Annotated in this window: 24 protein-coding genes and 1 pseudogene; 11 read left to right on the top strand and 14 right to left on the bottom strand. The window is 71.8% G+C overall.

What is annotated here, in order from left to right; genetic code table 11:
• Positions 1-111: 111 nt before the first annotated feature.
• Genes ACH45E_RS30065 through ACH45E_RS30055 form a run of 3 tightly spaced genes read right to left on the bottom strand, consistent with a single transcriptional unit; the run spans position 112 to position 3484 of the window.
• Positions 112-861 carry a succinate dehydrogenase/fumarate reductase iron-sulfur subunit gene (locus tag ACH45E_RS30065; protein ID WP_361452450.1) on the bottom strand — a complete coding sequence of 250 codons (750 nt, stop codon included), beginning with the start codon at positions 859-861 and terminating at the stop codon, positions 112-114.
• Positions 858-2810 (bottom strand): fumarate reductase/succinate dehydrogenase flavoprotein subunit, encoded by a 1953-nt coding sequence (locus tag ACH45E_RS30060; protein ID WP_361452447.1) that lies wholly within the window; start codon positions 2808-2810, stop codon positions 858-860. Before ACH45E_RS30060 ends, ACH45E_RS30065 begins: the two co-directional genes overlap by 4 nt.
• A gap of 2 nt (positions 2811-2812) precedes the next feature.
• Positions 2813-3484, bottom strand: coding sequence for a succinate dehydrogenase (locus ACH45E_RS30055; protein ID WP_361452664.1), 672 nt, complete (start codon positions 3482-3484; stop codon positions 2813-2815).
• 120 nt (positions 3485-3604) lie between these two features.
• Here ACH45E_RS30055 and ACH45E_RS30050 point away from each other — a divergent pair, with 120 nt between their 5' ends.
• Positions 3605-4489 (top strand): LysR substrate-binding domain-containing protein, encoded by an 885-nt coding sequence (locus ACH45E_RS30050; RefSeq protein ID WP_361452444.1) that lies wholly within the window; start codon positions 3605-3607, stop codon positions 4487-4489.
• A 343-nt stretch (positions 4490-4832) separates the two neighbouring features.
• On the opposite strand, the gene ACH45E_RS30045 is transcribed toward ACH45E_RS30050, so the two are convergent.
• The 3 genes from ACH45E_RS30045 to ACH45E_RS30035 form a co-directional block, all read right to left on the bottom strand.
• Positions 4833-6977: an EAL domain-containing protein gene (locus ACH45E_RS30045; protein ID WP_361452441.1), complete on the bottom strand. Its 2145-nt coding sequence runs from the start codon at positions 6975-6977 to the stop codon at positions 4833-4835.
• A complete protein-coding gene (locus tag ACH45E_RS30040) occupies positions 6974-7786 on the bottom strand; it encodes an SAM-dependent methyltransferase (RefSeq protein WP_361452438.1) in 813 nt (270 codons plus the stop codon). Before ACH45E_RS30040 ends, ACH45E_RS30045 begins: the two co-directional genes overlap by 4 nt.
• A 245-nt stretch (positions 7787-8031) precedes the next feature.
• The gene (locus tag ACH45E_RS30035; RefSeq protein WP_361452435.1) at positions 8032-9027 is read right to left on the bottom strand and encodes an SCO0930 family lipoprotein; all 996 of its coding nucleotides are present in this window, start codon (positions 9025-9027) and stop codon (positions 8032-8034) included.
• A 241-nt stretch (positions 9028-9268) separates the two neighbouring features.
• Here ACH45E_RS30035 and ACH45E_RS30030 point away from each other — a divergent pair, with 241 nt between their 5' ends.
• Together ACH45E_RS30030 and ACH45E_RS30025 are read left to right on the top strand one after the other, a co-directional pair.
• On the top strand, positions 9269-9835 hold the full coding sequence (locus tag ACH45E_RS30030; protein WP_361452432.1) for a hypothetical protein: 567 nt from the start codon (positions 9269-9271) through the stop codon (positions 9833-9835).
• 25 nt (positions 9836-9860) lie between these two features.
• Positions 9861-10625: a DUF4239 domain-containing protein gene (locus ACH45E_RS30025; protein ID WP_361452429.1), complete on the top strand. Its 765-nt coding sequence runs from the start codon at positions 9861-9863 to the stop codon at positions 10623-10625.
• A gap of 60 nt (positions 10626-10685) precedes the next feature.
• On the opposite strand, the gene ACH45E_RS30020 is transcribed toward ACH45E_RS30025, so the two are convergent.
• A complete protein-coding gene (locus tag ACH45E_RS30020; RefSeq protein ID WP_361452426.1) occupies positions 10686-11450 on the bottom strand; it encodes an LPXTG cell wall anchor domain-containing protein in 765 nt (254 codons plus the stop codon).
• 334 nt (positions 11451-11784) lie between these two features.
• Here ACH45E_RS30020 and ACH45E_RS30015 point away from each other — a divergent pair, with 334 nt between their 5' ends.
• Positions 11785-12456, top strand: coding sequence for a class F sortase (locus ACH45E_RS30015; RefSeq protein WP_361452423.1), 672 nt, complete (start codon positions 11785-11787; stop codon positions 12454-12456).
• Between the two features lie 17 nt (positions 12457-12473).
• Here the strand turns inward: ACH45E_RS30015 and ACH45E_RS30010 are convergent, their stop codons facing one another.
• On the bottom strand, positions 12474-13322 hold the full coding sequence (locus tag ACH45E_RS30010; RefSeq protein WP_361452421.1) for a polysaccharide deacetylase family protein: 849 nt from the start codon (positions 13320-13322) through the stop codon (positions 12474-12476).
• A gap of 168 nt (positions 13323-13490) precedes the next feature.
• On the opposite strand from ACH45E_RS30010, the gene ACH45E_RS30005 reads away from it, so the two are divergent.
• A complete protein-coding gene (locus ACH45E_RS30005; RefSeq protein ID WP_361452418.1) occupies positions 13491-13952 on the top strand; it encodes a universal stress protein in 462 nt (153 codons plus the stop codon).
• Here the strand turns inward: ACH45E_RS30005 and ACH45E_RS30000 are convergent.
• On the bottom strand, positions 13888-15150 hold the full coding sequence (locus tag ACH45E_RS30000) for an MFS transporter (RefSeq protein WP_361452415.1): 1263 nt from the start codon (positions 15148-15150) through the stop codon (positions 13888-13890). The genes ACH45E_RS30005 and ACH45E_RS30000 overlap by 65 nt on opposite strands.
• Before the next feature lie 104 nt (positions 15151-15254).
• Between ACH45E_RS30000 and ACH45E_RS29995 the strand changes: the two genes are divergently transcribed.
• On the top strand, positions 15255-16223 hold the full coding sequence (locus tag ACH45E_RS29995; RefSeq protein ID WP_361452412.1) for a LysR family transcriptional regulator: 969 nt from the start codon (positions 15255-15257) through the stop codon (positions 16221-16223).
• A gap of 50 nt (positions 16224-16273) precedes the next feature.
• Positions 16274-17701 carry an amino acid permease gene (locus tag ACH45E_RS29990; RefSeq protein ID WP_361452409.1) on the top strand — a complete coding sequence of 476 codons (1428 nt, stop codon included), beginning with the start codon at positions 16274-16276 and terminating at the stop codon, positions 17699-17701.
• A gap of 27 nt (positions 17702-17728) precedes the next feature.
• Here the strand turns inward: ACH45E_RS29990 and ACH45E_RS29985 are convergent, their stop codons facing one another.
• On the bottom strand, positions 17729-18910 hold the full coding sequence (locus ACH45E_RS29985; protein ID WP_361452406.1) for a CapA family protein: 1182 nt from the start codon (positions 18908-18910) through the stop codon (positions 17729-17731).
• A 221-nt stretch (positions 18911-19131) separates the two neighbouring features.
• Here ACH45E_RS29985 and ACH45E_RS29980 point away from each other — a divergent pair, with 221 nt between their 5' ends.
• The 3 genes from ACH45E_RS29980 (at position 19132) to ACH45E_RS29970 (ending at position 21154) form a co-directional block, all read left to right on the top strand.
• Positions 19132-19680: a sigma-70 family RNA polymerase sigma factor gene (locus tag ACH45E_RS29980; protein ID WP_361452403.1), complete on the top strand. Its 549-nt coding sequence runs from the start codon at positions 19132-19134 to the stop codon at positions 19678-19680.
• A 140-nt stretch (positions 19681-19820) separates the two neighbouring features.
• Positions 19821-20336 (top strand): hypothetical protein, encoded by a 516-nt coding sequence (locus ACH45E_RS29975; protein ID WP_361452400.1) that lies wholly within the window; start codon positions 19821-19823, stop codon positions 20334-20336.
• 152 nt (positions 20337-20488) lie between these two features.
• The gene (locus tag ACH45E_RS29970) at positions 20489-21154 is read left to right on the top strand and encodes a zf-HC2 domain-containing protein (RefSeq protein WP_361452397.1); all 666 of its coding nucleotides are present in this window, start codon (positions 20489-20491) and stop codon (positions 21152-21154) included.
• Positions 21155-21177: 23 nt separating this feature from the next.
• On the opposite strand, the gene ACH45E_RS29965 is transcribed toward ACH45E_RS29970, so the two are convergent.
• Positions 21178-22041 carry a DNA-formamidopyrimidine glycosylase family protein gene (locus tag ACH45E_RS29965; RefSeq protein WP_361452394.1) on the bottom strand — a complete coding sequence of 288 codons (864 nt, stop codon included), beginning with the start codon at positions 22039-22041 and terminating at the stop codon, positions 21178-21180.
• A 120-nt stretch (positions 22042-22161) separates the two neighbouring features.
• Positions 22162-24237, bottom strand: a complete 2076-nt coding sequence (locus tag ACH45E_RS29960) for a SpoIIE family protein phosphatase (protein ID WP_361452391.1) — start codon at positions 24235-24237, stop codon at positions 22162-22164.
• 139 nt (positions 24238-24376) lie between these two features.
• Here ACH45E_RS29960 and ACH45E_RS29955 point away from each other — a divergent pair, with 139 nt between their 5' ends.
• Entirely contained in the window at positions 24377-25798 is a 1422-nt protein-coding gene (locus ACH45E_RS29955) for a lipase maturation factor family protein (RefSeq protein WP_361452388.1), read from the top strand.
• On the opposite strand, the gene ACH45E_RS29950 is transcribed toward ACH45E_RS29955, so the two are convergent.
• Entirely contained in the window at positions 25786-26625 is an 840-nt protein-coding gene (locus ACH45E_RS29950; RefSeq protein WP_361452385.1) for an amidohydrolase family protein, read from the bottom strand. The genes ACH45E_RS29955 and ACH45E_RS29950 overlap by 13 nt on opposite strands.
• Positions 26622-26832, bottom strand: a pseudogene (locus ACH45E_RS29945) (hypothetical protein); the annotation flags it as partial. The pseudogene ACH45E_RS29945 and the gene ACH45E_RS29950, both read right to left, overlap by 4 nt.

Below are 26832 nucleotides of genomic sequence, written 5' to 3'. Positions count from 1 at the left end.
CTCGGACGCGGCCCGCTCCCCCAAGTTCTTCCGACGCCGGTTGGCGCCCGCGTGACCGAAGCCAGGAGAGTGGATGTGCGGCTGTTGAACGGCGCACATCGCGGCACGCCGCTACCGCTTCGCCGCCTTCCGCGTGGCCCGCAGCCACTCCTTGTTCATGCCGGTGATGGACATGAGGGGGATGCCCTTGGGGCAGGCGGTGGCGCACTCACCGGTCAGCGTGCACCCGCCGAAGCCCTCCTCGTCCATCTGCGCCACCATGTCCAGCACCCGGGTCTCCCGCTCGGGCGCGCCCTGCGGCAGCACGTTCAGGTGGTTGACCTTGGCGGAGGTGAACAGCATCGCCGCCCCGTTGGGGCACGCGGCGACACACGCCCCGCAGCCGATGCACTCCGCGTGCTCGAAGGCGAAGTCGGCGTCCGGCTTGGGCACCGGTGTGGCGTGCGCCTCCGGCGCGGACCCGGTCGGCGCGGTGACGTAGCCGCCGGCCTGGATGATCCGGTCGAACGCCGACCGGTCCACCACCAGGTCCTTGATCACCGGGAACGCCGCCGCCCGCCACGGCTCGATGTCGATCGTGTCGCCGTCCCGGAAGGACCGCATGTGCAGCTGGCAGGTGGTGGTGCGCTCCGGGCCGTGCGCGTCGCCGTTGATGACGAGGGAGCAGGCGCCGCAGATGCCCTCGCGGCAGTCGTGGTCGAAGGCGACCGGGTCCTCGCCCTTGAGGATGAGTTCCTCGTTGAGGGTGTCGAGCATCTCCAGGAAGGACATGTCGGAGGAGATGCCGTCCACTTCGTAGGTGGACATGGCGCCTTCGGCGTCGGCGTTGTGCTGCCGCCAGACGCGCAGGGTGAGCTTCATGCGTAGCTCCGCTGGGTGGGGTGGACGTACTCGAAGACCAGGTCTTCCTTGTGCAGGGTCGGGGCTTCGCCCGTACCCGTGAACTCCCAGGCGGCCGCGTAGGAGAACGCGTCGTCCTTGCGGGCGGCCTCGCCGTCGGGGGTCTGGGACTCCTCGCGGAAGTGACCGCCGCAGGACTCGGCGCGGTGCAGCGCGTCGAGGCACATCAGCTCGGCGAGTTCGAGGTAGTCGACGATCCGGTTGGCCTTCTCCAGCGACTGGTTGAACTCCTCGCCGGTGCCGGGCACCTTGATCCGGCGCCAGAACTCCTCGCGGATCTGCGGGATCCGCTCCAGGGCCTTGCGCAGTCCGGCGTCGGTGCGGGCCATGCCGCAGAACTCCCACATCAGTTCGCCGAGTTCGCGGTGGAAGGAGTCCGGGGTGCGGTCGCCGTCGACGGCCAGGAGCAGGCCCAGCCGGTCCTCGGTCGCGGCGAGCACCTCCTGGACCACGGGGTGTTCAGCGGTCACCGTCTCCTGGTGCGGGTTGCGGGCCAGGTAGTCGTTGATCGTCGCGGGGAGCACGAAGTAGCCGTCGGCCAGGCCCTGCATCAGCGCCGAGGCGCCGAGGCGGTTGGCGCCGTGGTCGGAGAAGTTGGCCTCGCCGATCGCGAACAGGCCCGGGACGGTGGTCTGCAGGTCGTAGTCGACCCAGAGGCCGCCCATCGTGTAGTGCACGGCGGGGTAGATCCGCATGGGCACCTCGTACGGATCCTCGTCGGTGATCCGCTGGTACATGTCGAAGAGGTTGCCGTACTTGGCCTCGACGGCCTGACGGCCCATGCGCTCGATGGCGTCGGCGAAGTCCAGGTACACACCCTGTCCGCCGGGGCCGACGCCCCTGCCCTCGTCGCAGACGTTCTTCGCGGCGCGGGAGGCGATGTCGCGCGGGACCAGGTTGCCGAAGGACGGGTAGATACGCTCCAGGTAGTAGTCGCGTTCGTCCTCGGGGATCTCGCGGGGCGGGCGGTCGTCGCCCTTGGCCTTCGGCACCCAGATCCGGCCGTCGTTGCGCAGCGACTCGCTCATCAGGGTGAGCTTGGACTGGTGGTCGCCGGTGCGCGGGATGCAGGTGGGGTGGATCTGGGTGAAGCACGGGTTGGCGAAGTACGCGCCCCGCCGGTGCGCCCGCCAGATCGCGGTGGCGTTGGAGTTCATGGCGTTCGTCGACAGGTAGAAGACGTTGCCGTAGCCGCCGCTCGCCAGTACGACGGCGTCGGCGAAGTACGTGCCGGTCTTCCCGGTGATCAGGTCCCGGGCCACGATCCCGCGTGCCCGGCCGTCGACGACGATCAGGTCCAGCATCTCGGTACGCGGATGCATCTCGACGTTCCCGGCGGCGATCTGCCTGCTGAGGGCCTGGTAGGCGCCCAGCAGAAGCTGCTGGCCGGTCTGGCCGCGGGCGTAGAAGGTGCGCGAGACCTGGACGCCGCCGAAGGAGCGGGTGTCGAGCAGGCCGCCGTACTCGCGGGCGAAGGGCACGCCCTGCGCCACGCACTGGTCGATGATCTCGACGGAGATCTGCGCGAGCCGGTGGACGTTGGACTCGCGGGCCCGGAAGTCGCCGCCCTTGACGGTGTCGTAGAAGAGGCGGTGGACGGAGTCGCCGTCGTTGCGGTAGTTCTTCGCCGCGTTGATGCCGCCCTGCGCGGCGATCGAGTGGGCGCGGCGCGGCGAGTCCTGGTAGCAGAACTGGACGACGTGGTAGCCCTGTTCGGCGAGGGTGGCGCCGGCCGAGCCGCCCGCGAGACCGGTGCCGACCACGATGACGGTGTGCTTGCGCCGGTTGGCGGGGTTGACGAGCTTGGCCTCGAAGCGGCGCTTGTCCCAGCGCTCGCCCACGGGGCCGGAGGGGGCCTTGGTGTCGACGACCGGCTCACCGGTCGCGTATGCAGCGTACTCAGCACTCATGTTCAGCTCACCACTTTGGTCATGACGCCCACGGGTACGGCGATGAAGCCGGCCGTGAGCAGCAGTGCGAGGACGTCACCGATGATCTTCAGGGCGCGGTCGCGGCTGCGGCTGCCGACGCCGAGGGTCTGGGCCGCGCTCCAGAAGCCGTGCCGGATGTGCAGGCCGAGCGCGAGCATCGCGACGATGTAGATGACGTTGCCGTACCAGGTGGAGAAGGTGTCCACGACGTTCTGGTACGGGTGGCCCTCCTGGAAGCCGCCGGAGTGCACGGTGCCGGTGGTCAGGTCCAGGATGTGCCAGACGATGAACAGGCCGAGGATGATCCCGCCCCAGCGCATGGTGCGCGTCGCGTAGCTCGCCCGCGGCCTCTTGTGCACGTACCTGCTCGGCCGGGCCCTGATGTCACGGCGGCTGAGCTGGTAGGCGGAGGTGGCGTGGGCGGCCACGGCGACGACCAGGACGACGCGGACGAGCCACAGCGTCCATTCGTAGTGCATGAACGGCTCGCCGACGGTGCGCAGCCAGTGCGCGTAGTGGTTGAACTCCCCGGCCCCGAAGAAGATCTTCAGGTTGCCGATCACGTGGGCGACCAGGTACAGCAGCATGATCAGGCCGCTGACGGCCATCACGGTCTTCTTGCCGACGGTCGAGTCCCACACGGTTCGCGCCATGGACGGCCGTCGGTCCGTCCGCGTTGCCAGTGCCATGTTCAGGAACGCTAGAGCCGAAGGTCCCCATCGGTCCAAGACATGGTCCAGCTGGTTTCCATAGGGAAGGGCTATGCTGGCGGGGTGCAGTTCCAGCAGCTCCAGTACTTCGTCGCGGTCGCCGAGACCCGGCACTTCACCCGGGCCGCCGAACTGGTCCACGTCGCGCAGCCCTCCCTCTCGCAGCAGATCAAGGCGCTGGAGCGGGAGCTCGGGGCGGATCTGTTCCTGCGGGCGCGGGGCAACATCACGCTGACCGACGCCGGTGCGGCGCTGCTGCCGCTGGCCCGGCGGATCCTGGCCGACGCGGACACCGCCCGGCACGAGGTGCAGGAGCTGGTGCAGTTGCGCAGCGGCCGGGTCCGGCTGGGCGCCACCCCGAGCCTGTGCACCGGGCTGCTGCCGGACGTGCTGCGCGCCTTCCACGACCGGTATCCCGGCATCCGGCTGCTGGTGGAGGAGGGCGGCTCCCACGACCTGGTACGGGAGCTCGCGCGCGGCGCCCTGGACCTCGCCCTGGTCGTACTCCCGCTGCCGACGCCGTCGCCCGCCCTGAACACGGTGGAGCTGCTGCGCGAGGACCTGGTGGTCGTGTCGTCACCGGAGGCGCCGGCGCCGGGCCGGGGCGGCCGGGACGTCCGCATCGCCGACCTGGAGCGTGAGCGCCTGGTGATGTTCCGGCACGGCTACGACCTGCGGGAGCTGACCGTGGCCGCGTGCCGCTCCGCCGGGTTCGAGCCGGACTTCGCGGTGGAGGGCGGCGAGATGGACGCCGTGCTGGGGTTCGTACGGGCGGGACTCGGGGTCGCCGTCGTACCACGCATGGTCGCGACGAGATCCGGCCACGGCCTGCGGGTCACTCCACTGGCCCGCCCCGGCCTGCACCGCACGATCGCCCTGGCCCACCGCAGCGACGTGGCTCCGCCGAGGGCCGCGAGGGAGCTGCAGCGGATGCTGCTGGAGCGGTGAGGGCGCTTGCGCCCCGGTTGCGTCCGCCATGTGGGCGCCGTCCGGCAGTACGGGCGAATGGTCGCGACAGGCCCGGGCAGGAGTCGCGGGTCACTCGGCCGACCCGGCCGGGGCTGCACCGCACGATCGCCCTGGCCCACCGCAGCGACGTGGCTCCGCCGAGGGCCGCGAGGGAGCTGCAGCGGATGCTGCTGGAGAGGTGACCGTAGGCTGAATTCCCCTCAGCGCCGTTTGTGTCGAGTGACGTTCGGGGGCGCGGGTCCACTGTGGTTGCTCGCGCCGTTCCCCGCGCCCCTTTCGGGGCGCTGTCCTTCGCGGCACCGGGCGGGGCACCCCCGTCACCTCACCCCGTCGCGTCCACCAGAGCCAGGTCGTGCAGGCGTTCCGGTGGGCCCGGGCGGGCGTAGTACCAGCCCTGGGCGGTGTCGCAGCCGAGGATGCGGAGTTGTTCGGCCTGGGCACCGGTTTCCACGCCCTCCACGGTGACCGCGAGGTCGAGGCTGTGGGCGAGGGTGACGATCCCCTCGACGATCTTGAGGTCGACGGGGTCGGCGGGGAAGCGCTGCATGCTCTGGGTGAAGGAGCGGTCCAGCTTGAGGATGCTCACCGGCAGGCGGCGCAGGTTGGCGAGGTTGGAGTACCCCGTGCCGAAGTCGTCGAGGGCGATGTCGACGCCCATCTCGTGCAGTCGGCGCAGAGGTTTGAGCAGGTCGTCGTCGGCGCCGATGAGCGCGGACTCGGTGACCTCCAGGCACAGCGAGTCCGGGGCGATGCCGACCCGCTCGAGGATGTCCACGGTGTCCTGCACCAGCCCGGGGTGGGTCAGCTGGCACGGCGAGAGGTTGACGTTGATGCGCAGCGGACCGGAGGCCGCCTGGTCGCCGTACCGTTCCCGCCAGTCGCGGGCCTGCCGTACGGACTCCTCCAGCACCCAGCGGCCGAGCGGCACGATCAGGCCGGTGTGCTCGGCGAGCGGGATGAACCGGTCCGGGCCGAGCACGCCGTGCTGCGGGTGCAGCCAGCGCACCAGCGCCTCCGCGCCGCGCACGCTGCCGTCGCCGAGGTGCACCAGCGGCTGGTACTCGATGAAGAACTCGCCCCGGTCCAGGGCCGTGGGCAGGGCCGTGGTCAGCCCGTGCCGGGTGATGGCGCGGGCGTCGGCCTCCGGGTCGGCGAGCTCGGAGCGGTTGCCGCCCGCCGACTTGGCCCGGTACATGGTGATGTCGGCGCTGCGCAGCACCTCCGCCGGGGTCCGCTCCCCCGCCGGGCCCTCGACGATGCCGATGCTGCCGCGCACCAGCAGGTCACGGCCGTCGATGCTGACGGGGGTGATCAGCGCGTGCATGATGCGTTCGGCGAGCTCGTCGACCTCCTGCTCGGTGCCGGGCCCGGTGGTCAGCGCCACGAACTCGTCGCCGCCGAGCCGGGCCACCATCTCGCCGGGCGCGGTCGCGCAGGACTGGAGCCGGTCGGCGACCTCCACCAGCAGCCGGTCCCCGGCCGCGTGGCCGAGGCTGTCGTTGATGGTCTTGAAGCCGTCCAGATCGAGGTAGCACAGCCCGAAGCGCTGGCCCTCGCCCGCGTTCAGCGCCTTCTCCAGGCGCTCGAAGAACAGCGTGCGGTTGGGCAGACCGGTGAGCGCGTCGTGCGTGGCCTCGTAGCGCAGCCGGAGGTTGAGCAGCCGCCGCTCGGTGGTGTCCTCCATGAGGGCGAGCTGGTACTGCGGGTCGCCGTCGGCGTCGCGCAGCAGGGAGACCGTCAGGTTGGTCCACAGGGCCGTGCCGTCCGGGCGGTAGAACGGCTTCTCCACGTGGTAGTGCTCGCGGTCGCCGCGCACGAGTTCGTCGTAGAGTTTCCAGACGTGCGGCGCGTCCTCGGGATGCGTCCACTCCATGACGTTGCGGCCGCGCACCGCCTGCTCGGAGCCCCCGAACATGCGCAGCAGCGCGGTGTTGACCTGGAGGATGTTGCCGTCCAGGTCGGCGATGCCGATCCCTATGGCGGCGCCCTCGAAGACCGCGCGGAAGCGGGCCTCGCTGGCGTGCAGCGCCTGCGCCACCACACCCTGCGCCCGCAGCGCCGCCTGGGCGATGGCCTCCTGCTCGGCCAGGGTGCGCTCCCTGAGCGCCTGCGCGAACCCGGCGGCCATCGCGTGCTGGAGCCGCGAGCAACGCATCCTGAGCTCGTCCTGGGGGCCGTCCGCACCGCAGTAGAGCACCAGATAGGCGTCGACGCAGTCCAGGGTGCGGCTGAGCGCCTCGGGATCGGTGCAGTGCGCCTGGATCAGCGCCGCGCCGACCGCCCTGCCCTCGTCCGCGTCGAAGCTGCGCGCCCGCACCACCTCGCTCAGCCGGCGCGCGAGCGGCAGCAGTTGCTCCTCGAACTCCGGCCGGGTCAGCGACGTCGAGGTCACCGGGAACACCGCCCGGCTCCAGATGGTCGCGAACCGGCGAAGTCTGCCCTCCGGCCCGTCCGGTTCCGCGCTCACGCCGTGCGCCCCACGCCGGCGAATCCGGAGAAGGCGTACGGATCCTCCTCCTCCGGCGGCGTCTGAGGCCGCCAGTGCGGCATCGGCACCAGTCCGGGTTCCACCATGTCGTACCCCTCGAAGAACCGCGCGATCTCGTCGCGCGAGCGCATGATCAGCGGATTGCGAATGCCCTTGTACACGTCCACCGCGCCCTCGGCCCGCTCGGCGGCGACGGGGATTCCCTCGTACGAGGCATGGGTGAGGATCAGCAGGCTGCCGGGCGCGAGCGCCTGGCTCAGCCGGGCCACCGCACTGTAGGGGTCGTCCGCGTCTTCCACGAAGTGCAGTATGGCAACGAGGAGCAGGGCCACTGGCCGATTCAGGTCGATCAGTGCCTCGACCTGGGGGCTGGCCAGGATCTCGTCGGGCTTGCGGAGGTCGGCGGCGACCACACCCGTGCCGGTGTTGCCGGCCAGGACCGCCTCGGTGTGCGACACGGCCACCGGATCGTGGTCCACGTACACCACGCGTGCGCCCTCGGTGGCCGACCGAGCCACCTCGTGCACGTTGCCGAAGGTGGGTATGCCGGAGCCGATGTCGAGGAACTGGGTGACGCCCTCGGCGCAGGCGAAGCGCACCGCCCGGCGCAGGAACGCCCGGTTCGCCTGCATGATCTTGGGGAGCCCCGGCATGAACTGCAGGGCCTTGCGGGCCGCTTCCCGGTCGACCTCGAAGTTGTACGAACCGCCCAGGTAGTAGTCGTAGATACGCGCGACGCTCGGCACCGAGATGTCGATGCTCCGTGGAGCCCAGGCGGGACGTTCCATGTAGCTCTCCAAGGCGTAGGCGATCCGGTGTTCGAGCTGAGGCTACTGATCGCCCGCCAAAGGAGCGACCCGAAACGGAAATTGACCATCCGTTCCCGGTCACGGCCTGCGGTGTGTGCCCGCGCGGTGCCACCACGTGACGGGCGCCCGGCACAGCGGTCCGCCCCCTCCGTGCGGTGCGGAGGGGGCGGACCAGTGGCCGGGCGCCTGTTGTCGTCGTGCGATCAACCCTGGGGAGGTGATGACTACTTCGACGGGGCGCCGACCAGCTTTCCGGTCGGCGAGACGGCGTACCACGTGCCGCCCACGCCCTGACCGTTGGTCTCCCCGGCCTTCTTGTCGCCGGAGAAGGTGTAGATCGGCCAGCAGTCGACCGTCATCTGCTTCTCGCCGTTGTCGGTACGGGCGAAGCCCATCAGGCCCTTCTTCTCGACGCCCTTGGTGTCATTGACGTTGACCTCCGCGACGGCCGGCCACTTCTCCAGGCAGGCTCCGGTGCAGTTCGAGACGGGCTTCGGCCACGCCTTGTCCTTGATGAAGCGGTAGACCGTCATGCCGTTCTTGTCGACGATGATGTCGCCGAGCTTGGCGTCCTTGCGCACGGACAGGCCGGGCAGGGCCGAGAGGGTCGCCTTCTTGCCGTCGGGGGCCAGCGCGAACCACTTGCCGCCCACACCCTGGCCGTTGACGTCACCGGCGTTGACGTCCTTGGCGTAACGGTAGGCGGGCCAGCCGCCGATGGTCAGCTGCTTGGTGCCGTCGGGACGGGTGACCTCGCCCAGCAGCGACTTGTCGATGCCGGCGCCGGCCGCGGCGTCGTCCGCGGGGACCGGCGGCCAGGTGGTGGCGCAGTCGCCTTCGCAGTTCGACTTGGGGGGGTTGGCGGTGTCCTTGTCGAAACGGTAGAGCGTGAGGCCGGCACCGTCGGTCAGGACCTTGCCGAGATCGGGGTTGCTGGCGACCGTCAGCTTGCCCGCGGGCTCCACCGCCGCGGGGGAAGCGCTGCTCTGCTGCCCGTCGGCGCCGTAGCCGTTGCCCGCACCGGTGCCGGTGCCGGAGGTCGTCCCGGCAGTCGTGCTCGTACCGGCACCGACACCGCCCGACGTCGCCGGGGCCGTGGCGCCGACGTTCTGGGCCGCCGAGGACGGAGTGGTGGAATTGTCCTGACCGCACGCCGTCGTCAGCGCAAGCACCGACACGGCTGTCGCCGCCAGTGAGGCGCTCCGCCAGGAGGTCTTCATCGGTAACTCCCCATAATCGCCTGGATATTGCAGCGCCTGCTGCGCCGCCGCACGACAATGGGTACGCACGGGACGGGCGGAAGTGTTCAACGGGCGCACAAATTTCTTTCGGAACTCTGTGCCCGCCGTGGTCCGCGGCCCCCGCCGACGGACAAACCACCCAGGGCCGTTTGTCCCTCCTTCGGGCCAATCCGCCCGCTCTCCGGCTTATGGGGCCCCGCGGCGCCTCATGATCTCCGACGTGCATGGACCCGAACCGACCCGACTCGCCATGGCCGCAAGGGCGTTGGCTCTGGCGGCGCTGACCTGGGGGCTCGTGGGCTGTCCGGTCGGCACGGCGGCGGCCGACGCCTGCGCGTACGCCTCTGCGGGCCCGGACGGCACGTGGGCGGTGGCCGTCGCCGGAGACTCCTGGCCGACGCCCCCGGCCTGCCCGACGCCGACTCCCCCGCCCTGCCCGACACCGACGCCGACACCCACCCCGGCCCCCGTGCCACCCAGCCCCACTCCCACACCCGAGCCGCCCCCGCCCCCTCCGAAGCCCAAGCCCGCTCCGGCCCCGGCCCCCAAGCCCAAGCCACCACCTCCCGCCCCGGCGCCACCCCCGAAGCCCACACCCACACCACCCCCACCCCCGCCACCACCGCCGAAGCCGAAGCCGACCCCGCCGCCGGCCCCGGTGAGCTATCCGCGGTACCAGCCGCAGCCGCCCCACCGCCCGTCGCACGGCGGCACCTCCCCCGTCACCTACGTCCTGCTCATCACGGCGCCCGCGGTGGTCGCCGTCGCCGCGCTGCGCCCGCGTTGACGCGCCGAACCCTTGGAGGAGTCCATTGTCGGAATGGCTTGTTCTCGCCCTCGCGATGCTGGCCGCGTGCGCCGTGGTGGTCGTCATCACCCTGGTACGGCACCGCAGGGCACCGGAGGACGAGGACCCCAACGACACCCCCGACGTCATCGAGTACATGACGATGTGGATCGGTGTCGTGTACGCCATCGTGCTGGGCCTGGCCATCGCCGGGGTGTGGGAGACCCGCAGCGCCGCCCAGGACCATGTGCAGGCGGAGGCCCAGGCACTGCACGAGATCTCCGAGCGGGTCCGGGTCTATCCGCCGGACGTCCGTGACCGCATTCGAGCCGATGTCAACGCCTATGTCGGACACGTCGTCACCACCGAGTGGAAGACCATGTCCGACCACGGCCGTGTCACCGAGCGCGGCACCGAGCTGCTGAACCGCGTCCGCGTGGACGTCACGGACTACCAGCCCAGGACGGATTTCCAGGCGCAGGCCTACCAGCCGCTCGTCGACCAGGTGGCCGCCGCCGACCAGGCGCGCAACGCCCGGGCGGACTCGACCGGGTCGACCATGCCGGGCGTGGTCTGGTTCGGGCTGCTGACCGGTGCCGTGGTCACCATCTGCATGGTCTTCGCGTTGCAGATCAGGCGCACGGCACGCGAACTGATCCTCGCCGGGCTGTTCTCCGCGCTGATCGCCTTCCTGCTCTTCCTGATCTGGGACTTCGACGCGCCCTACAGCCGGGGCATCGCGGCGTCGGCGGAGCCGTTCCTCAACCTCTTCCCGAACATCAGGGGATGACCTGACGGGCTTTGGCCGCGGCTCCGTCGGGAGTCCGGGGCGAAAGCCCGTCAGGCCGGGTCAGATCCGCTTCTCGTTGCGTCGGCGCAGCACGTACAGGCCTCCGCCGATCACGGCCGCGCCGACCAGCGTGCCGCCGATGGCCATGTCGGCCGCCGTCGCCCCGGAGGTGCTGCTGCCGCCGACCCCGCCGAGCACTCCGCCGATCACGGTGAAGGCCGTCGGGTTGGTCAGGGTGCGGCCGTTGCAGTTGACCCTGATCTCGTCCGCGCCGGGGCGGGTGCCGCTGTTGACCGTCGCGATGCCCCTCGAGACGTTGTTGCCGATCGCCGTCAGCACGGCGCTGCCGAAGGCGGGCGAGGTCATGCTGCCGCCGTTGCACCCGTCCACCGTGACGGTGAGCCGTCCGCCGGGGGCGATCGCGCTGGGCGAGGCGACGATGTTGCGGGTGACGAGATTGTTCCCGGTGCCCTGGAGGGTGCCATTACCCGAGAGGGTGCCACTGCCCGGGAAGACGCCGTTGCTCGAAAGGGTGCCGTTGCCGGGGATGTTCCCGCTTCCCGGGATGTTCCCGTTCCCCGGGAAGTTGCCGTTGCCCGGCAGGTTGTTGCGGCCCTGGTTGCCGAAATTGTGGTGGCCCTGGTTGCCGAAGTTGTTACGCCCCTGACCGGCGAACGGGTCGACGACCACACCGCTCACACCACCCAGGTCATTGCTGCTCGTCACGCCTCCGTTGCCCATGCCGTCCGCGACGGCCACGGGGGCGGTGAGCCCGAGTACGGCGACCGCTGTGCAAGCGGCCGCCAGGGCACGAGAGTTGCGCATGTGATCCTCCGCGGGAGGCGTTCCGGGGTCCGTCCCCGGACGATCGGCGAGAAAGCACCTCCCGCATAGACCCTGAGGCGCGCGGAACACGCCCGCATGTCGAGAAGGGTCCGTCCGGGTGAGACAACACCCCCCGAGAAAAGCGCACCATCGGATAATTGCGCAGGTCACGGGCCGTCAGAAAATTTCTCGGAACGGCAACTCGGATGGCGCACGCCCCATCCGTTCGGGCCACCCGTTCGCCCGCCACCCCGTCGCCGGGCGCGCCCCGGGGACTTAGCGTTTTCCCATGCGCGAGGGACGTGGTGACGGCCGTGTCGAGAGAGGATGGCGCATGCCTGCGTCCGACCCGGCCGCGCTGGCCGAAGAGGAGGCGCGGCGCAAGAGGCGCGCCCCCTGGGGCGTGATCGCGCTGGTCCTGCTGACCGGTCTGGCGCTGATCCGCAACGGCTCGGGAGAGTTCGACACGGGCCCGCCGCAGCCCGCGTCGGCGGCGGCCGCCGACAGCGGTGCCGGTGCCGGCGCCTTCGCGGACTCCCCCGCCCCGCTGGCGTTCTCCGTGGTCGGCCGGGTGCGGATCCCCGCGATCCAGGTCGACGCCCCGGTCGTCCCGGTCGGTCTGGACTCGGACGGCTGGGTCGGCGCACCGCCCCCGGACAACCCCAACCTGGCCGGCTGGTTCACGGGTGCGGTGTCGCCCGGCGAGAAGGGCACGGCCGTCATCGTCGGGCACGTCGACAACCAGCAGGGCCCCGCCGTGTTCTACGGGCTCGGGGCCCTGAAGAAGGGCAACCGGATCGATGTGGCCCGCCAGGACGGAAAGATCGCGGTGTTCGAGATCTACGGCGTCGAGGTCTTCGCGAAGAAGGACTTCCCCGGTGACCGGGTCTACGCGTCGAAGGGCACACCGGAGCTCAGGGTCATCACGTGCGGCGGAGGTTTCTCCAAGCAGAACGGCTACGACGGCAACGTCGTCGTGTTCGCCCGCCTGACCGAGGTCCGCTGAGCACCGGGCGCGTCCGGTCAGCCGCGGCGCCGGCGGGGGACGGTGATGTGGTAGCCGGAGTCCAGGAGGTACGGCAGATACGTGCGCAGCGCCTGGACGCTCTGCGAGCGGTCGCCCCCGGCGTCGTGGGAGAGGACCACGACGCCGGGGCCGGCGCCGCTCTCGACCCGGTCGACCACGGTGCGGGTGCCGGGGGTCGTCCAGTCCCGGCTGTCGACCGTCCAGGCGAGCGGCTCCATGCCCATCTCGGCCTCCAGCTGGAAGGCCGCGCGGTTCCAGGCGCCGTAGGGGGCGCGGAACCACTGGGGGCGCTCGCCGTAGGCGTCCTCGATGACGTCGCTGGTGCGCTCCATCTCGTCCCGGATCTCCGCCCGCTTCAGCAGGGTGAGCTGCGGGTGGGTCCAGGTGTGGTTGCCCACGATGTGCCCGTCGTCGGCCATCCGCGCCAGCAGTTCCCTGTTGTCGACGGCCATCTCACCGCACACGAAGAACATCGCGCGGACGTCGTACTTCGCCAGCGTGTCCAGGATGTGCGGGGTGTAGTCGGGGTCCGGACCGTCGTCGAAGGTCAGCACCATGGACCGGCCGCGTACGGGGAAGTCCATGATGGGTTCGGTGCGCACGGCGAGCCGTCCGGGCCGGGCGCGCGGCGGCGCGTCCCCGGTCAGCGGCTGGAGGCGGTAGGCGGACGGCTTGAGCGCGGCGCGCGCCTGCGGGCCGGCGGCGGGACCGGCACCGGCTCCGGCCCGTACGGGTTCCTCCCCGCCCGTCCCCGCGATGAACAGTCCGGCCGTCCCCGCGGCCCCCACGACGGCGGCGCCGGCGAGGAGAGCCTGGCGGCGCGTGAGCAACTGGTCCTTCGTCATGACTCATCAGTCGCCCGGACGCCGTCGGCACACCACGACGACACCGGTGCGGCGGCACGAAAGCACTCGCCCGGCGCAGCCGGGCCCGGCCGAACGCGTGACCCGGTGACAGCCCGGCACCGGACTCCGGCACCGGCGTGCCACACGGGTTCCGATAGCCTCGCAGCCGTGACGGAACAGCACTCCCACCAGTTCGAACGGGGCACGGACGGGCCCAAGGTCATCGTCGCCGGCGTGGACGGCTCCGAGTCCTCGCTCCGGGCCGCCGCCTACGCGGGCGGTCTCGCGCGGCGGCAGCACGCCCTGCTCGCGGTCGTGTACGTACAGCCGGTGATGGCGGCGGGCGCGGCCCTCGGGGTGCCGGTGTCGGAGACGACCGACGAGATCGCCGAGGACCTGGCCACCCAGATCCGGGAGGCGGCGGAGCGCGTCAAGGGCATCTACGACGTCCGCTGGGAGTTCCACACCTTCCGCGGCGACCCCTTCAACGGCCTGGTGAAGGCGGCGGACGACCTCAAGGCCGACGCCGTGGTCGTCGGCGCCTCGGAACAGGCCGGCCACCGCATCATCGGCTCGGTGGCGATCCGGCTGGTGAAGGCGGGACGCTGGCCGGTGACGGTCGTTCCGTAGCCTCTCGGGGCTCTCGCGGGCCCAGCCACAGCAGTGGCGGGGTCGCGAGGAGCAGTACGCCGGCGAGGGCGACGGCGGTGCGCGGGCCGGTGAGGGCGGCCGGCAGGCCCCACAGTGCCGTCAGGGCGGCTGTCGTGGCCTTGCCGGTGACCGACCAGGCGGACAGGGTGCGGACGATCCGGTCGTCGGGGGTGCACTCCAGGCGGCGGGTGGCGTACACCGGGCTGTAGACGCCCGAGCAGGTGATCACCCCGAGCTCGACGGCCATCACCAGCAGCAGTCCGGGCAGCCCGGGCCGGACGAAGGCCAGCCCGAGGGGCCAGACGGCGCGCAGGGTGCCCGCGGCGCGCAGCACCCGCAGCTGCCCGTGGCGGGCGACGAGCGGCCGGGCCAGCCGGGAGCCGAGCAGTCCGCCCAGGCAGGGCACGGCGAAGGCGAGGCCGTACTGCCAGGGGGCGAAGCCGAGCGGGCCGAGCATGAGGACGGCCAGCGGCGGTGTGGCGACCATGATCAGGGCGTTGGCCGCGAGGTTGTTGAAGAACAGCGGCCGAAGGGCCGGGCTGGTGAGGATGTGCCGCCAGCCGTCGAGCAGATCGGCGGCCCGCAGGCGTTCCGCGGTCCTGCGCTCGGGGCGTGGCTCGCCGCCGCCGACGGCCCGGAGGCCGAGCGCCGACAGCAGAAAGCTGACCGCGTTCGCCACGACCGTCGTGACCGGGCCGAACAGGCCGATCGCGGCGCCGCCGAGGGGCGGTCCGAGGACCAGGGCGGTCCAGTTCGTGGACTCGAACCGGGCGTTCGCGGTGAGCAGCCGGTCGGCCGGTACGAGGCTCTTCAGGAAGGCGCCGGAGGCCGCGTTGAAGGTGATGTCGGTGGCCGCGACGATCACGGAGACGAGCAGCAGCTGACCGAGGCCGAGCCCGCCGAGCGCGTAGGCGGCGGGGATCGTCAGCAGTGCGGCGAACCTGACCAGGTCCATCCCCATCATCACCGGCCGCTTGCGCCGGAACTCCACCCACGGCCCGAGCGGCACCGCCAGCACGGCGCCCACGGCCGGCCCGGTCGCGGCGAGCAGCGCCACCTCGGCGGACCCGGCGTGCAGCACCAGGACCGCGATCACCGAGAACGCGTCGAAGGCGAGCCAGGTGCCCACCGCACTCACCGAGTACGCGGCCCACAGCCACCCGAACCGCCGTCCCATGCGTAACCTCCCCGTAGCCCCGGGACATGAAATCGGGCAGGTGGCCGCCGGATCAAACAACTTCCGGGACCAGCTGCCACAACCATGGGTTGTACGGTGACGGCGTGGACCTCAAAGCCGTGCGCACCTTCGTCACCGTGGCCGACTCGGGGCAGTTCCAGGAGGCGGCGGCGGTGCTCGCGGTCACCCAGCAGGCCGTCTCCAAGCGGATCGCCGCGCTGGAGAAGGAGCTGGGCGTGCGGCTGTTCTCCCGGACCGCCCGGGGTGCCGCCCTGACCGTCGACGGCGAGGCCTTCCTGCCGCACGCCCGCGAGTTGCTGCTGGCCGAGGAACGGGCCGCCGCCTCCGTGCGGCCGGGGCGGCGCGCCCTGCGGGTCGACGTCATCGGCGCGCGGCTCGCCCCCGCGGAGCTGCTGCGCGGTTTCCACGAGGCGCACCCGGACATCGCCCTCGACGTCGTCACGCTCTTCGACGTGGACTCGGCGCTCACGGCCCTGCGCTCCGGCGCGGTCGACGCGTCCTTCCGCGCCGTCACCATGCCCGGCCGGCCCCTGCCCGCCGGTGTCGAGGCCGCCCGGGTGTACGACGAGCCGATCCAGTTGCTCACCGGCCCGGGGCACGCCCTGGCCGGCCTCCGCTCGGTCACGCCCGGGGAGCTGGCCGGGCACCGGATCTGGATGCCGGGAATCGTGGACGGCACCGAGTGGGCCGCCTACTACGCCTCCCTCGCCGCCGAGTTCGGCCTGACCATCGACTCCGCCGGCCCCAACTTCACCGGGGCGGTGCTCGACGCGCTCGCCGGCTCCGGGGCGCCGGCCACCCTCGTGGGCGAGCGGACCCGTCTGGTCCGGCCCGCCGAGCACGACCTCAGACGCATCCCCCTCATCGACCCGGCTCCCGTCTACCCGCACTCCCTGCTGTGGGCCGCCGCCAACCCGCACCCCGGGCTGGCCGCGCTGCGTGCCCATCTGGCCGCCCGGCCGCCCGGCCGCCCGCGGGGCGAGGTCTGGACGCCGGTGTGGGCGGATCCCGACGCATCCGTGCGCGGGGGGTTCACTCCTGCGCGCCGCTGAGCCATCATGATCCGCCGTCAGCCGTTACGGTGGGCGAAGAGGTGAGGCGCATGGCCAGGCTCCGCGCGGGTGAAGGCATTCTCCGTCGCAAACCCATCGAACACATCGAGGAGACCGAGCTCGGCGAGGGCCCCCGCCTCGACAGATCGCTCGGCCTGTGGCAGCTCACCGCGATCGGCGTGGGCGGCATCATCGGCGCCGGCATCTTCACCCTGGCCGGCACGGTGGCCAACGGCACGGCGGGGCCCGCGGTGCTGGTCTCCTTCCTCATCGCCGGTGTCGCCAGCGCCTGCGCCGCCCTGTCGTACGCCGAGTTCGCCGGGCTGATCCCGAAGGCGGGCTCGGCCTACACCTACGGTTACGCGGTGCTCGGCGAGTTCGCGGGCTGGTTCATCGGCTGGGACCTGCTGCTGGAGTACACCGCGATCGTGGCGGTGGTGGCGATCGGCATCTCCGGGTACTTCGGCTTCCTGGTCGAGGAGTTGGGCGCGCACCTGCCCGCCTGGATGCTGGGAGCGCCGGGAACCGGGCCCGGGCACCGGGTCGACCTGTTCGCCGCGATCCTGTGCCTGCTCATCGCCTGGCTGCTGACCCAGGGCATCCGCAGCGCGGCCCGCTTCGAGACGTTCGTGGTGGCGCTGAAGGTGCTGGTGGTGCTGGTGGTGATCGGGGTCGGCGTGTTCCACATCAACTCCGCGAACTACCACCCGTTCTTCCCGTTCGGGATCAGCGGGGCGTTCACGGGTGCGGCGACCGTGTTCTTCGCGGTCTTCGGCTACGACGCGATGTCGACGGCGGCCGAGGAGTCGCGGGACGCCCAGCGGCACATGCCGAAGGCGATCATCTACTCGCTGGCGATCTCGATGGTCCTGTACGTGGCGGCCTGCCTGGTGCTGACCGGGATGCAGAACTACAAGGACATCGACCCGGAGAGCGGCTTCTCCACGGCGTTCAAGTCGGTGGGGCTGAGCGGGCTGGCGGACGTGATCGCGGTGGGTGCGATCATCGGCATCCTCACGGTGATGTTCACCTTCATGCTGGGTGTCACCCGGGTCTGGTTCTCCATGTCCCGCGACGGGCTGCTGCCCCAGTGGTTCGCCAAGACGCACCCGACGCGGCACGTGCCGACCCGGGTCACGTGGATCGTCGGAGCGGCGTCGGCCCTGATCGCCGGGTTCGTCCCGATCGGGCAGGCGGCCGAGCTGACCAACATCGGCATCCTGCTGGCGTTCGTGGTGGTGTGCACCGCGGTCGTCGTGCTGCGCTACCGGCAGCCGGACCTGCCGCGCGGCTTCCGCACACCGTGGATGCCGTTCGTGCCGGCGCTGGGGGTCGTCTTCTCGATCTGGCTGATCACGTTCCTCCAGTGGCAGACGTGGGTGCGGTTCGCCGTGTGGTTCGTGGTGGGCTGCGTGATCTACTTCAGCTATTCGTACCGGCGTTCGGCACTGGCGCGGAGTACGCCGGCGCAGGACTGACCCGACAGGGGTGACCCGACAGCGGTGTCACCGGCCCATCCGCAGGCCGTCCTTCGCCCCGCCGCGGGCGAGCACCGTGTCGCGGATCTCGTCGCGCACGCCGGTCAGGTCGGCGCCGCCGGCGATCGCCTGGCCGAGGTCGACCACCCGGCCGGCGTCGAGGTCGTACATCTGCGGGACGAACTCGGCGCGGGTGACCTCCCAGCGGCCGCCGGGGCGGGCCGGCGGGGTGAAGGTGAAGCGGCCGAGGGTGGACTCGTTGCCACTCCGGTTGCGGGCGTTCCTGTCGTCCGGCGGGGCGCCGGTGACCTGGTCGCCGAGGCCGTAGGCCACCCAGGTGCCGTTGACCTTCTCGTAGGCCTGCGGGACGTGGGCGCCGGTGCCGAGGACGAGGTCGATGGCGGGGCGGCCGCCCGTGCGCGCGGCGGTGAGCCGCTTGGCGAGGGCGAGCTGCCGCTGGTCGGGGGCGCCCTGCCCCGCGGTGCCCCAGTGCACGGAGACGACGACCACGTCGGCGCCGGCCCGCCGGGCGGCACGGGCGTCGGCGAGGACGCGGTCGTCGTCGATGAGGTCGACCAGATCGACGGCCCAAGGCTGTCCCGGGGGCAGCCGGACGGCGTCGGTGGCGTACGTGTACGCGAGATGGGCGACCTTCGCCGGGCCCGCGCGCAGGATCGTGAGGGTGCGCGCCTCGGCCTCGGTGCGCGCGGTCCCGGTGTGGCGCAGGCCTGCCTTGTCCAGGGCGTCCAGGGTGCGCCGGATGGCGGCGGGGCCGCCGTCGGTGGCGTGGTCGGAGGCGGTGGAGCAGCTGTCGTAACCGGTGGCGACGAGCGCCCCGGCCAGCTCCGGCGGGGTTTCGAAGGCGGGACGTCCGCCGGTGCCGGGCTCGGCGCCCTGGACGGTCTGAAGGTGACACAGGGCCAGGTCGGCCGTGTCGACGGCGCCTTGGGCGCCGGCCAGCATCGGGCGGAAGTCGTGGCCGGTGCCGCGGGCGTCGAAGCGGGCCCGGTCGACGGCGGCACGGTCCGGCAGGACGGCGCCGGAGGCGACCAGGGTGAAGCCGGGCGCCGCGGCGGGCGGCGCGGGCCGTCCCGGCCGTGCCGACGGGGCCGGCGGCCTCGGCTCGCTGCGCAACTGGGACTGGCAGGCAGCGCCCCCTGCGAGGAGCGCGGTCAGGGCCAGGGCCACCTGCCGTCTGAGTGCGATCATCAGTTCACCCCAGGGTTATCGCATTTACAGATAATGCAGATAAATAGGTACGAAGCTGGATGGCATCGCAAACAGCTCCGGCACCCTCATTGACCCGTCCGGTGTCACGACGGCAGCGGAGCGGACCGTTCAGCGAACCGTTCACCGACGCGATCGACCGTCCGTCGCAGATCCCCGTGCGCCCCCTGTCCCCGGGCCGGACCCTGCGGTGCCATACGGCCATGACGGCCGGAACCACCCTGCCCACCGGGACGACGACCGCCGAGCACGAGCTCGCCGCGCTCCAGCGCGAGCACGGCCGACCGCTCTTCGCGCTGCTGCTGCGGCTGTGCGACGGGGACCGGCAGCGTGCCGAGGACCTCGTACAGGAGACCCTGGTACGCGCCTGGCAGCATCCCGAGGCGCTGCGCGCCGACGACTTCGACTCCGTACGGCCCTGGCTGCTGACCGTGGGCCGGCGGCTCGCCATCGACGCCCGCCGGGCCCGGCAGGCACGGCCGCCGGAGGTCGGCGACGCGGTGCTGGAGAACGCCCGGGTGATCGGCGACCACGCCGATAGGGCTGCCGCGATGCTCGATGTGCGCGAGGCTGTGAAGACACTCACTCCGGAGCACCGTGAAGTCCTGGTGCTCGTGTATTTCCAAGGGGCGAGTGTTGCGGAGGCCGCGCAGGCCCTCGGGATTCCGCCCGGTACCGTGAAGTCCCGCGCGTATTACGCGCTGCGCGCCCTGCGCCGGGTGCTTCCGGGGTACGCGGCCGACCTGCGATGAAACCTCCGTAGAGCAAAACCTTCGTAAAGCGCCTTGCTGAGGACCCCGGTTGAGCAATCAGCTGTCTTCATCCGTGTTCCGGACTGGGGGTTCGGGCGACGCGCGCACGTACCGCACGTACCGGAGGAAGGCAGGAAGGGATGCTGCACAGAGGCCAAGAGGGCACGCCCGGCGCCGGCGGCGGTGAACTGACCGTCCCCATGGCTTGGCTGTACGCCGAGTACATCGCCGACGAGCTGCTGCGGACCGGGGACCTGATGCCGCCGACGTCCTTCGAGTTCCGGGCCGGCCGGGAGGCGCTGGCGCTGACCATCTTCCTGTCCGACACCGACGGCGAGCTCTCCGGCATCCGGGTCGTCTCCCAGCTGGAGACCTGGCTGTCGCTGACGGCGTACGACCAGCCGTGGCAGGACTGGGTGCGCGAGCGCATGGCGCAGCTCGCCGCCGAGACGGCCGGGGCGGACACCCCGTCGCCGGACCTGGCGCTGGCCGCGGACGCCTGGCGGTGGCTGGAGGAGACCGAGCTGCTCGCACCCGATCTGGACGCGGTGCCGGGCGGCGGGCCGATGGTCTCGGAGGACGACGGACCGAAGGTCTGGACGCCCGCGTGGCGGCTCGGTCTGCCCCTCGGTCACCTGGCCATCCAGATCTTCTGAACTTTTTTCGAAGACGGACCAATCCGCGTGCCCGGCCGTTACGAATCCGTTGGTTACGATTCTGTACGCGCCTTGAGTGATTCCTCTGTCCGGTGCGTACGGGTGGGAGCAAGGAGTAACCCCACCCGCACCCATCGGCATGAGGATTCGGCATGAGGTCCCTGGAACGGCATCGCGACGTCGGCGCTTACGCGCTCGGCGTGCTCGACGAGGCGGAGGCTTTCCGCTTCGAGGACCACCTCATGGAGTGCCCCCAGTGCGCGGCACACGTGACCGAATTTGGGCCCGCGGCCCGGCAGTTGCTGCTGTACCGGCGGGCGACCCCGCGCTTCGTGCACCCCATGGCGCAGCCCGGGCCCCGGATGCTGGACAGCCTGCTGGCCGCGGTGTCCACCCGGCGGCGGGCCGGCCGCCGGCGCTTCCTGTACGGCCTGGCCGCCTCGGTGGTGTTCGCCGTGGCCGGTTCCTCGATCGCCCTGTACGCGAGCCAGGCGAGCGGCGCCGAGGGCGCCACGGCTCAGGTCATGGCGGCGACCGACGCGCACTCGGGTGTGTGGGCCCAGGTCACGGTCAAGAACGACGAACACGGCAGCGACGTGCAGCTGAAGGTCAAGGACGGGGTCGGCTCCCGGTCCTGCCGTCTCATCGCCGTCGGCCGTGACGGCTCGGAGCAGGTCATCACCAGCTGGTCCCAGGCCGGCCACGGCGCCGACATGGCCACCGTCGAGGGCGGCTCCTCGATGCACATGGACGAGGTCGCCACCTACGAGGTGCGCACCGCGGCGGGCGAGAAGCTGCTGACGCTGGACGCCGGGTAGGCCCTGTGCGGGCGTGCGGGCGGCTACTTCAGCAGCCGTGACATCCTGCGGTCCGCGAGTGGCTTGCCGCCCGTCTGGCAGGTGGGGCAGTACTGGAGCGAGGAGTCGCTGAAGGAGACCTCCCGGATGGTGTCGCCGCAGACCGGGCAGGGCTCGCCGGTGCGGCCGTGCACCCTCAGGCCGCTCTTCTTCTCCGCCTTCAGCCGGCCGGCGGCCAGACCCCGGGAGCGTTCGACCGCCTCGGTGAGGGTGGTACGCAGGGCCGTGTGAAGGGTGCGCACCTCGTCCGGGGTCAGGGAGGCGGTCGGCTTGAAGGGGGACATGCGGGCCGCGTGCAGGATCTCGTCGCTGTAGGCGTTGCCCACACCGGCGATCAGGCTCTGGTCGCGCAGAGCGCCCTTCAGCTGTCGCCGCTCGCCCTTCAGCAGGGCGGCGAGCCGGCCGGCGTCGAAGTCGTCGGCGAGCGGGTCAGGACCGAGGCGGGCGATGCCCGGGACCTCCTGCGGATCGTGTACGACGTACACCGCGAGCCGCTTCTGCGTGCCGGCCTCGATGAGATCGAAGCCCTCGCCGGTCGCCAGGGCCACGCGCAGCGCGAGGGGGCCCTTGCCGGGGCGGGGCGGCCCGTCGGGGAGCCGGTCCTTCCACTGGAGCCAGCCGGCGCGGGCCAGGTGGGTGACGAGGCGGGGGCCGCCGTCCGTCGCGATGTCCAGGAACTTGCCGTGCCGCCGCACCGCGGTGACCTCACGGCCCTCGAGAGCGGTGAGCGGCGGCTCGTACGTCTTCAGCACGCTGATCGCCACGGGCAGCACCCGCACCACCTCGTGACCGACCAGCCGCTCGACCAGGAAGTCCTTCAACGCCTCGACCTCGGGCAGTTCCGGCATACGTCCAGAGTGCCATCCGCGACCCGCGGGGTCAGCTCCACTCCGGCCCGGACCCGCGCCTCCGGGCCCCACGCGCCGGTGAGCCGGCCGACCGGCGGGCGGCATCCCGGGCCCGTGCGGTCAGGGCCGCTCCGGCACCGTGAACTCGCACCAGACGCATTTGCCGCCGCCGCGCGCCTCCACGCCCCAGGCGTCGGCGAGGCGGTCGACCAGAAGCAGGCCGCGGCCGGAGACCCCGGATTCACCGGCGTCGCGGCGGCGGGGCAGGGCGCTGGAGGAATCCTCGACCTCGACACGCAGCCGGCGGTCGATGCCGCTGAGGACGCGCAGGGTGACGATCGCGGAGCCCTCGGTGTGCATCAGGGCGTTGGTGATCAGTTCGTCGGCGACCAGTTCGATCTCGTCGGCGCGTTCGCCGACGCCCCAGGCGCGGACCGCGGCGCGGATCATGTGCCGGGCGAGGCGGAGGGCCTCGGGGTCGCCGGGGGCCACGTGCTGCTGGAGCCGGCCGCCGGTGCGCGGGAGGTCCCGGCCACGGCGGCGCAGCAGGAGCAGGGCCACGTCGTCCTCGCCGCCGCGTTCCTCGGCCACGTCGATGAGCAGGCCGGCGAGGTCGCGCACGTCGTCCGGGCCCGCCTCGATGAGCGCGGTCAGGGTGCGCAGCCCGTCGTCGAGGTCGGCGCCGGGCTGTTCGACGAGTCCGTCGGTGCACAGCAGCAGGGTCTGGCCGGGGTCGAGCTCGACGGTGGACACCGGGTACTCCAGGCGGCCGAACTCGGCGGACAGGCCGAGCGGCAGGCCGCCGTCGACGGACACCCGGCGGCAGGACCCGTCGGTGTGCCGGATCAGCGGGTCGATGTGGCCGGCCCGGACCATCTGGACCACGCCGGTGGCGAGGTCGGCCTCCGCGTACAGGCAGGTGGCGAAGCGGTCCGTGTCGAGTTCGTGCAGGAAGCCGGAGGCACGGGCCATCACGGTGGCCGGGGTGTGCCCCTCGGCGGCGTACGCGCGCAGCACGATGCGCAGCTGCCCCATGACGGCCGCCGCGTGCGTGTCGTGTCCCTGCACGTCGCCGATGACCGCGCCGACCCGGCCGCCGGGCAGCGGGATGAGGTCGTACCAGTCGCCGCCGATGTCCCGGCCGAGCGACGCCGAGCGGTAGCGGACCGCCACGTCCGCCCCGGCCACGCTGGGAATGGTGCGCGGCAGCATCGCCTGCTGGAGGCCCTGGGCGAGGTCCTTCTCCTCCTCGTACAGCATGGCCCGCTGCAGGCTCTGGGCGATGCTGCTGCCGAGGGCGACCAGGACGGTGCGCTCCTCGTCGGAGAAGCCGCGCCGGTCGCCGTAGAGCAGTCCCATCGCGCCGATCGGGCGGGCCTGCGCGATCAGGGGCAGATAGGCGGCGGAGGTGATCCTCAGGTCGGTGATGTGCGGCCACAGGATCGGGTAGCCCTCGGCGAACTCCTCCGGGGACTCGATGAAGCGCGGGGCGAGGGTCCGTACGACCTCGCTCATGGGGTAGGGCTCGTCGATCCGGGTGATGCTGGTGCCGGGCACGATGCCGGTCTCCGGCCCCTCGGCGACCATCCGGATCCGGCCGGCCTCCACCAGGCCCATGACCAGGCTGGTCGCGCCGAGGTGGCGGACGCCGTGGCTGTCCTTGAGGACGTCGATGACGTCCTGGACGCTGCGGGCGTGCGAGAGGGCCGCGGTGATCACCTGTACGACGCCGGTCTGCCGCCGCACCGCCGCGTCCTGGGCGGCGCGCAGGCTGCGGGCCTCGCTCTGAGCCAGCTCCTGGGTGGCGTCCCGGACGATGCCGACGACCCGGCGCGGGCGGCCGGTCTCGTCGCGCCGGATGTAGCCCTGGGTGTGCGTCCAGCGCCGGCTGCCGTCGCGGCAGCGCAGCCGGAAGTACGCGCCGTAGTTCTCGCTGCCGTCCTTGATGGCCTGGGCCACCACGGCGTCCAGCTGGCCGGACTCCGGCGGGGGCACCCGGCTGGCGAGGGTCTGAGGACGGCCGTCGTACTCCTCGGGCAGGATGTCGAAGACCTCGTGCGCCTGGGCGTCCATGTGGAACAGACCGGTGTCCAGGTCCCAGTCGAAGGTGCCCATGTGGTTGAGCGCCAGGATCGGATCCGGATGGGCGGTCCAGTCGTCCGGGAGTGGCAGGGCGCTCGCGCCCCGGTGAGCCATGGAGCCACCTTGCCAGCATTCGGCCGATTCTTCGAGTGGGGTGACCGCCGGGATCGGCCGGGTTACGCAACCGCCGGCGTGCGGTACACGGAGTGACGGGCATCCGGGGCGTCCACCGTGGAGGGAGGAGCGCACGGCCGTGAACTGGTTCACCGCACCCGAGTACTGGCTGAGCCGGCTGGTCTTCCAGCGGGCGCTGGCCGCCGTGTACCTCGTCGCGTTCCTCGGCGCGGCCCTGCAGTTCCGGGCCCTGCTGGGCGAGCGCGGCATGCTGCCGATCCCCCGGTTCGTCGAGCGGGTGCCGTTTTGGCGTGCCCCGAGCCTGTTCCAGCTGCGCTACTCGGACCGCCTCTTCGCGGCCTGCGCCTGGACGGGCTGTGCCGTCTCGGCGGCGCTGCTCGCCGGCCTCGACTCCCAACTGCCGCTGTGGGGCGGCATGCTGCTGTGGCTGGTGCCGTGGGCGCTGTATCTGTCCATCGTCAACGTGGGCCAGACCTGGTACGCGTTCGGCTGGGAGTCGCTGCTGCTGGAGGTCGGTTTCCTGGCCGTCCTCCTCGGCAACGACGAGGTCGCCCCGCCGGTCGTGGTGCTCTTCCTGCTGCGCTGGGTGCTGTTCCGGGTGGAGTTCGGCGCCGGTCTGATCAAGATGCGCGGGGACGCCTGCTGGCGGAAGCTGACCTGTCTGGACTACCACCACGAGACCCAGCCGATGCCGGGGCCGCTGAGCTGGTTCTTCCACCATCTGCCCCGGCCCCTGCACCGGGTGGAGGTGGCCGCCAACCACTTCACCCAACTGGTGGTGCCCGTGGTGCTGTTCGCTCCGCAGCCCGTGGCGACGGCCGCCGCCGCCCTGATGATCGTCACCCAGCTGTGGCTGGTGCTGTCCGGCAACTTCGCCTGGCTGAACTGGATCACCATCGTGGTGGCCCTGTCCGCGGTGCGGTTCCCCACGCGTCCGCCGTCCGTGCCCGCGGCGCCCCTGTGGTACGAGATCGTGGTGCTGGCCGTCGCCGCGCTGCTGGTGTTCCTCAGCTACCGTCCGGTGGTGAACATGGTCTCGCGCGGCCAGGTGATGAACCGCTCCTTCGACCCGCTGCACCTGGTGAACACCTACGGCGCGTTCGGCAGCGTCAGCCGGTTCCGGTACGAGGTGGTGGTGGAGGGCACGCTCGACGCCGTACCGCGGGAGGATTCGGGCTGGCGGGAGTACGAGTTCAAGGGCAAGCCGGGTGATCCCGGGCGCTGGCCGCGCCAGTTCGCGCCCTACCATCTGCGCCTGGACTGGCTGATGTGGTTCGCCGCGCTGTCGCCCGGGTACGCGGGGGCGTGGTTCGGCGGCCTGGTGGAGCGGCTGCTGGAGAACGACCCCGACACCCTCAGGCTGCTGCGCCGCTCCCCCTTCCCGCCCGGCGAGCCCCCGCGCCATGTCCGCGCCCGTCTCTTCCGCTACCGCTACACCACCTGGCGGGAGCTGCGGGAGACGGGCACGTGCTGGGAGCGGACGTTCGTGCGGGAGTATCTGCCGCCGACGCGGCTGGCGGGGGTGGCTCAGAGGTCGTAGACGCGGGTGGCGGTGGTCTCGTGGACCGCGGAGCGTTCGGACGCGCTCAGGCCGGCCGTCACCTCCCTCACCATGGCGAGTGCCTCCTCGTAGGTGGCCGCCAGGGTGCACACGGGCCAGTCCGAGCCGGACATCAGCCGGTCGGGGCCGAAGGCGGACAGGGCCACGTCCGTGTAGGGGCGCAGGCCCGCGGCGGTCCGGGAGGCGGGGCCGGCCTCGGTGAGCAGGCCGGAGAGTTTGGCGACGGTGTTGGGGAGTGCGGCGAGCGACCGCAGGGCCGACGCCCAGGGCTCGAGGGCGCCGGAGGCGATGGGCGGCTTGCCCAGGTGGTCCAGCACGAAGATGAGCCCGGGGAGCGACTCGGCCGCCTCGACGCAGGCCGGGAGCTGGTGGGGCAGGACGATCAGGTCGTAGGCGAGGCCCGCCTCGGCGACGGCGGCCAGGCCGCGGCGCACGTCCGGGCGCAGCAGCCACCGCGGATCGGGCTCGGACTGGACCTGGTGGCGGATGCCCTTCAGGTACCGGCCGCCGGGCAGTTCGCGCAGCCGGGCCAGTTCCTCGGCCACGTCGGGCCGGGTGAGGTCCATCCAGCCGACGACGCCCGCGATCAGCTCGTGCTCCTCGGCCAGCGTCAGGAACTCCGGGGTCTCCTCCGCGACGGTGACCGTCTGCACCAGGACGGTGCGGTCCACGCCCGCCGCGCGGGCCAGGGGTTCGAGGTCCGGCACGCGGAAGTCCCGGCGCAGCGGCCGGAGCGCCGGGCCGGTGATCCACCCCTGGTCGCGGACCGACAGGTCCCACACGTGGTGGTGGGCGTCCACCGTCATGGCAGCCTCCACACGACGGGCAGACCGGCGTCCGCCCTCGGACAGTCGTGCCCCCCGGCCGGCGCCAGGCACTCCCCCGGCACACGGAAGTCGCGGCGCGGCGAACTCGGTGCCGGGCCGGTGATCCACCCCTGGTCGCGGACCGACAGGTCCCACACGTGGTGGTGGGCGTCCACCGTCATGGCAGCCTCCACACGACGGGCAGAC

This window comes from Streptomyces sp. NPDC020299 (assembly GCF_044387825.1).
Lineage (GTDB): Bacteria > Actinomycetota > Actinomycetes > Streptomycetales > Streptomycetaceae > Streptomyces.
Note: the sequence above shows the minus strand (reverse complement) of the source record. Positions and strands in the feature narration are given on the sequence as shown.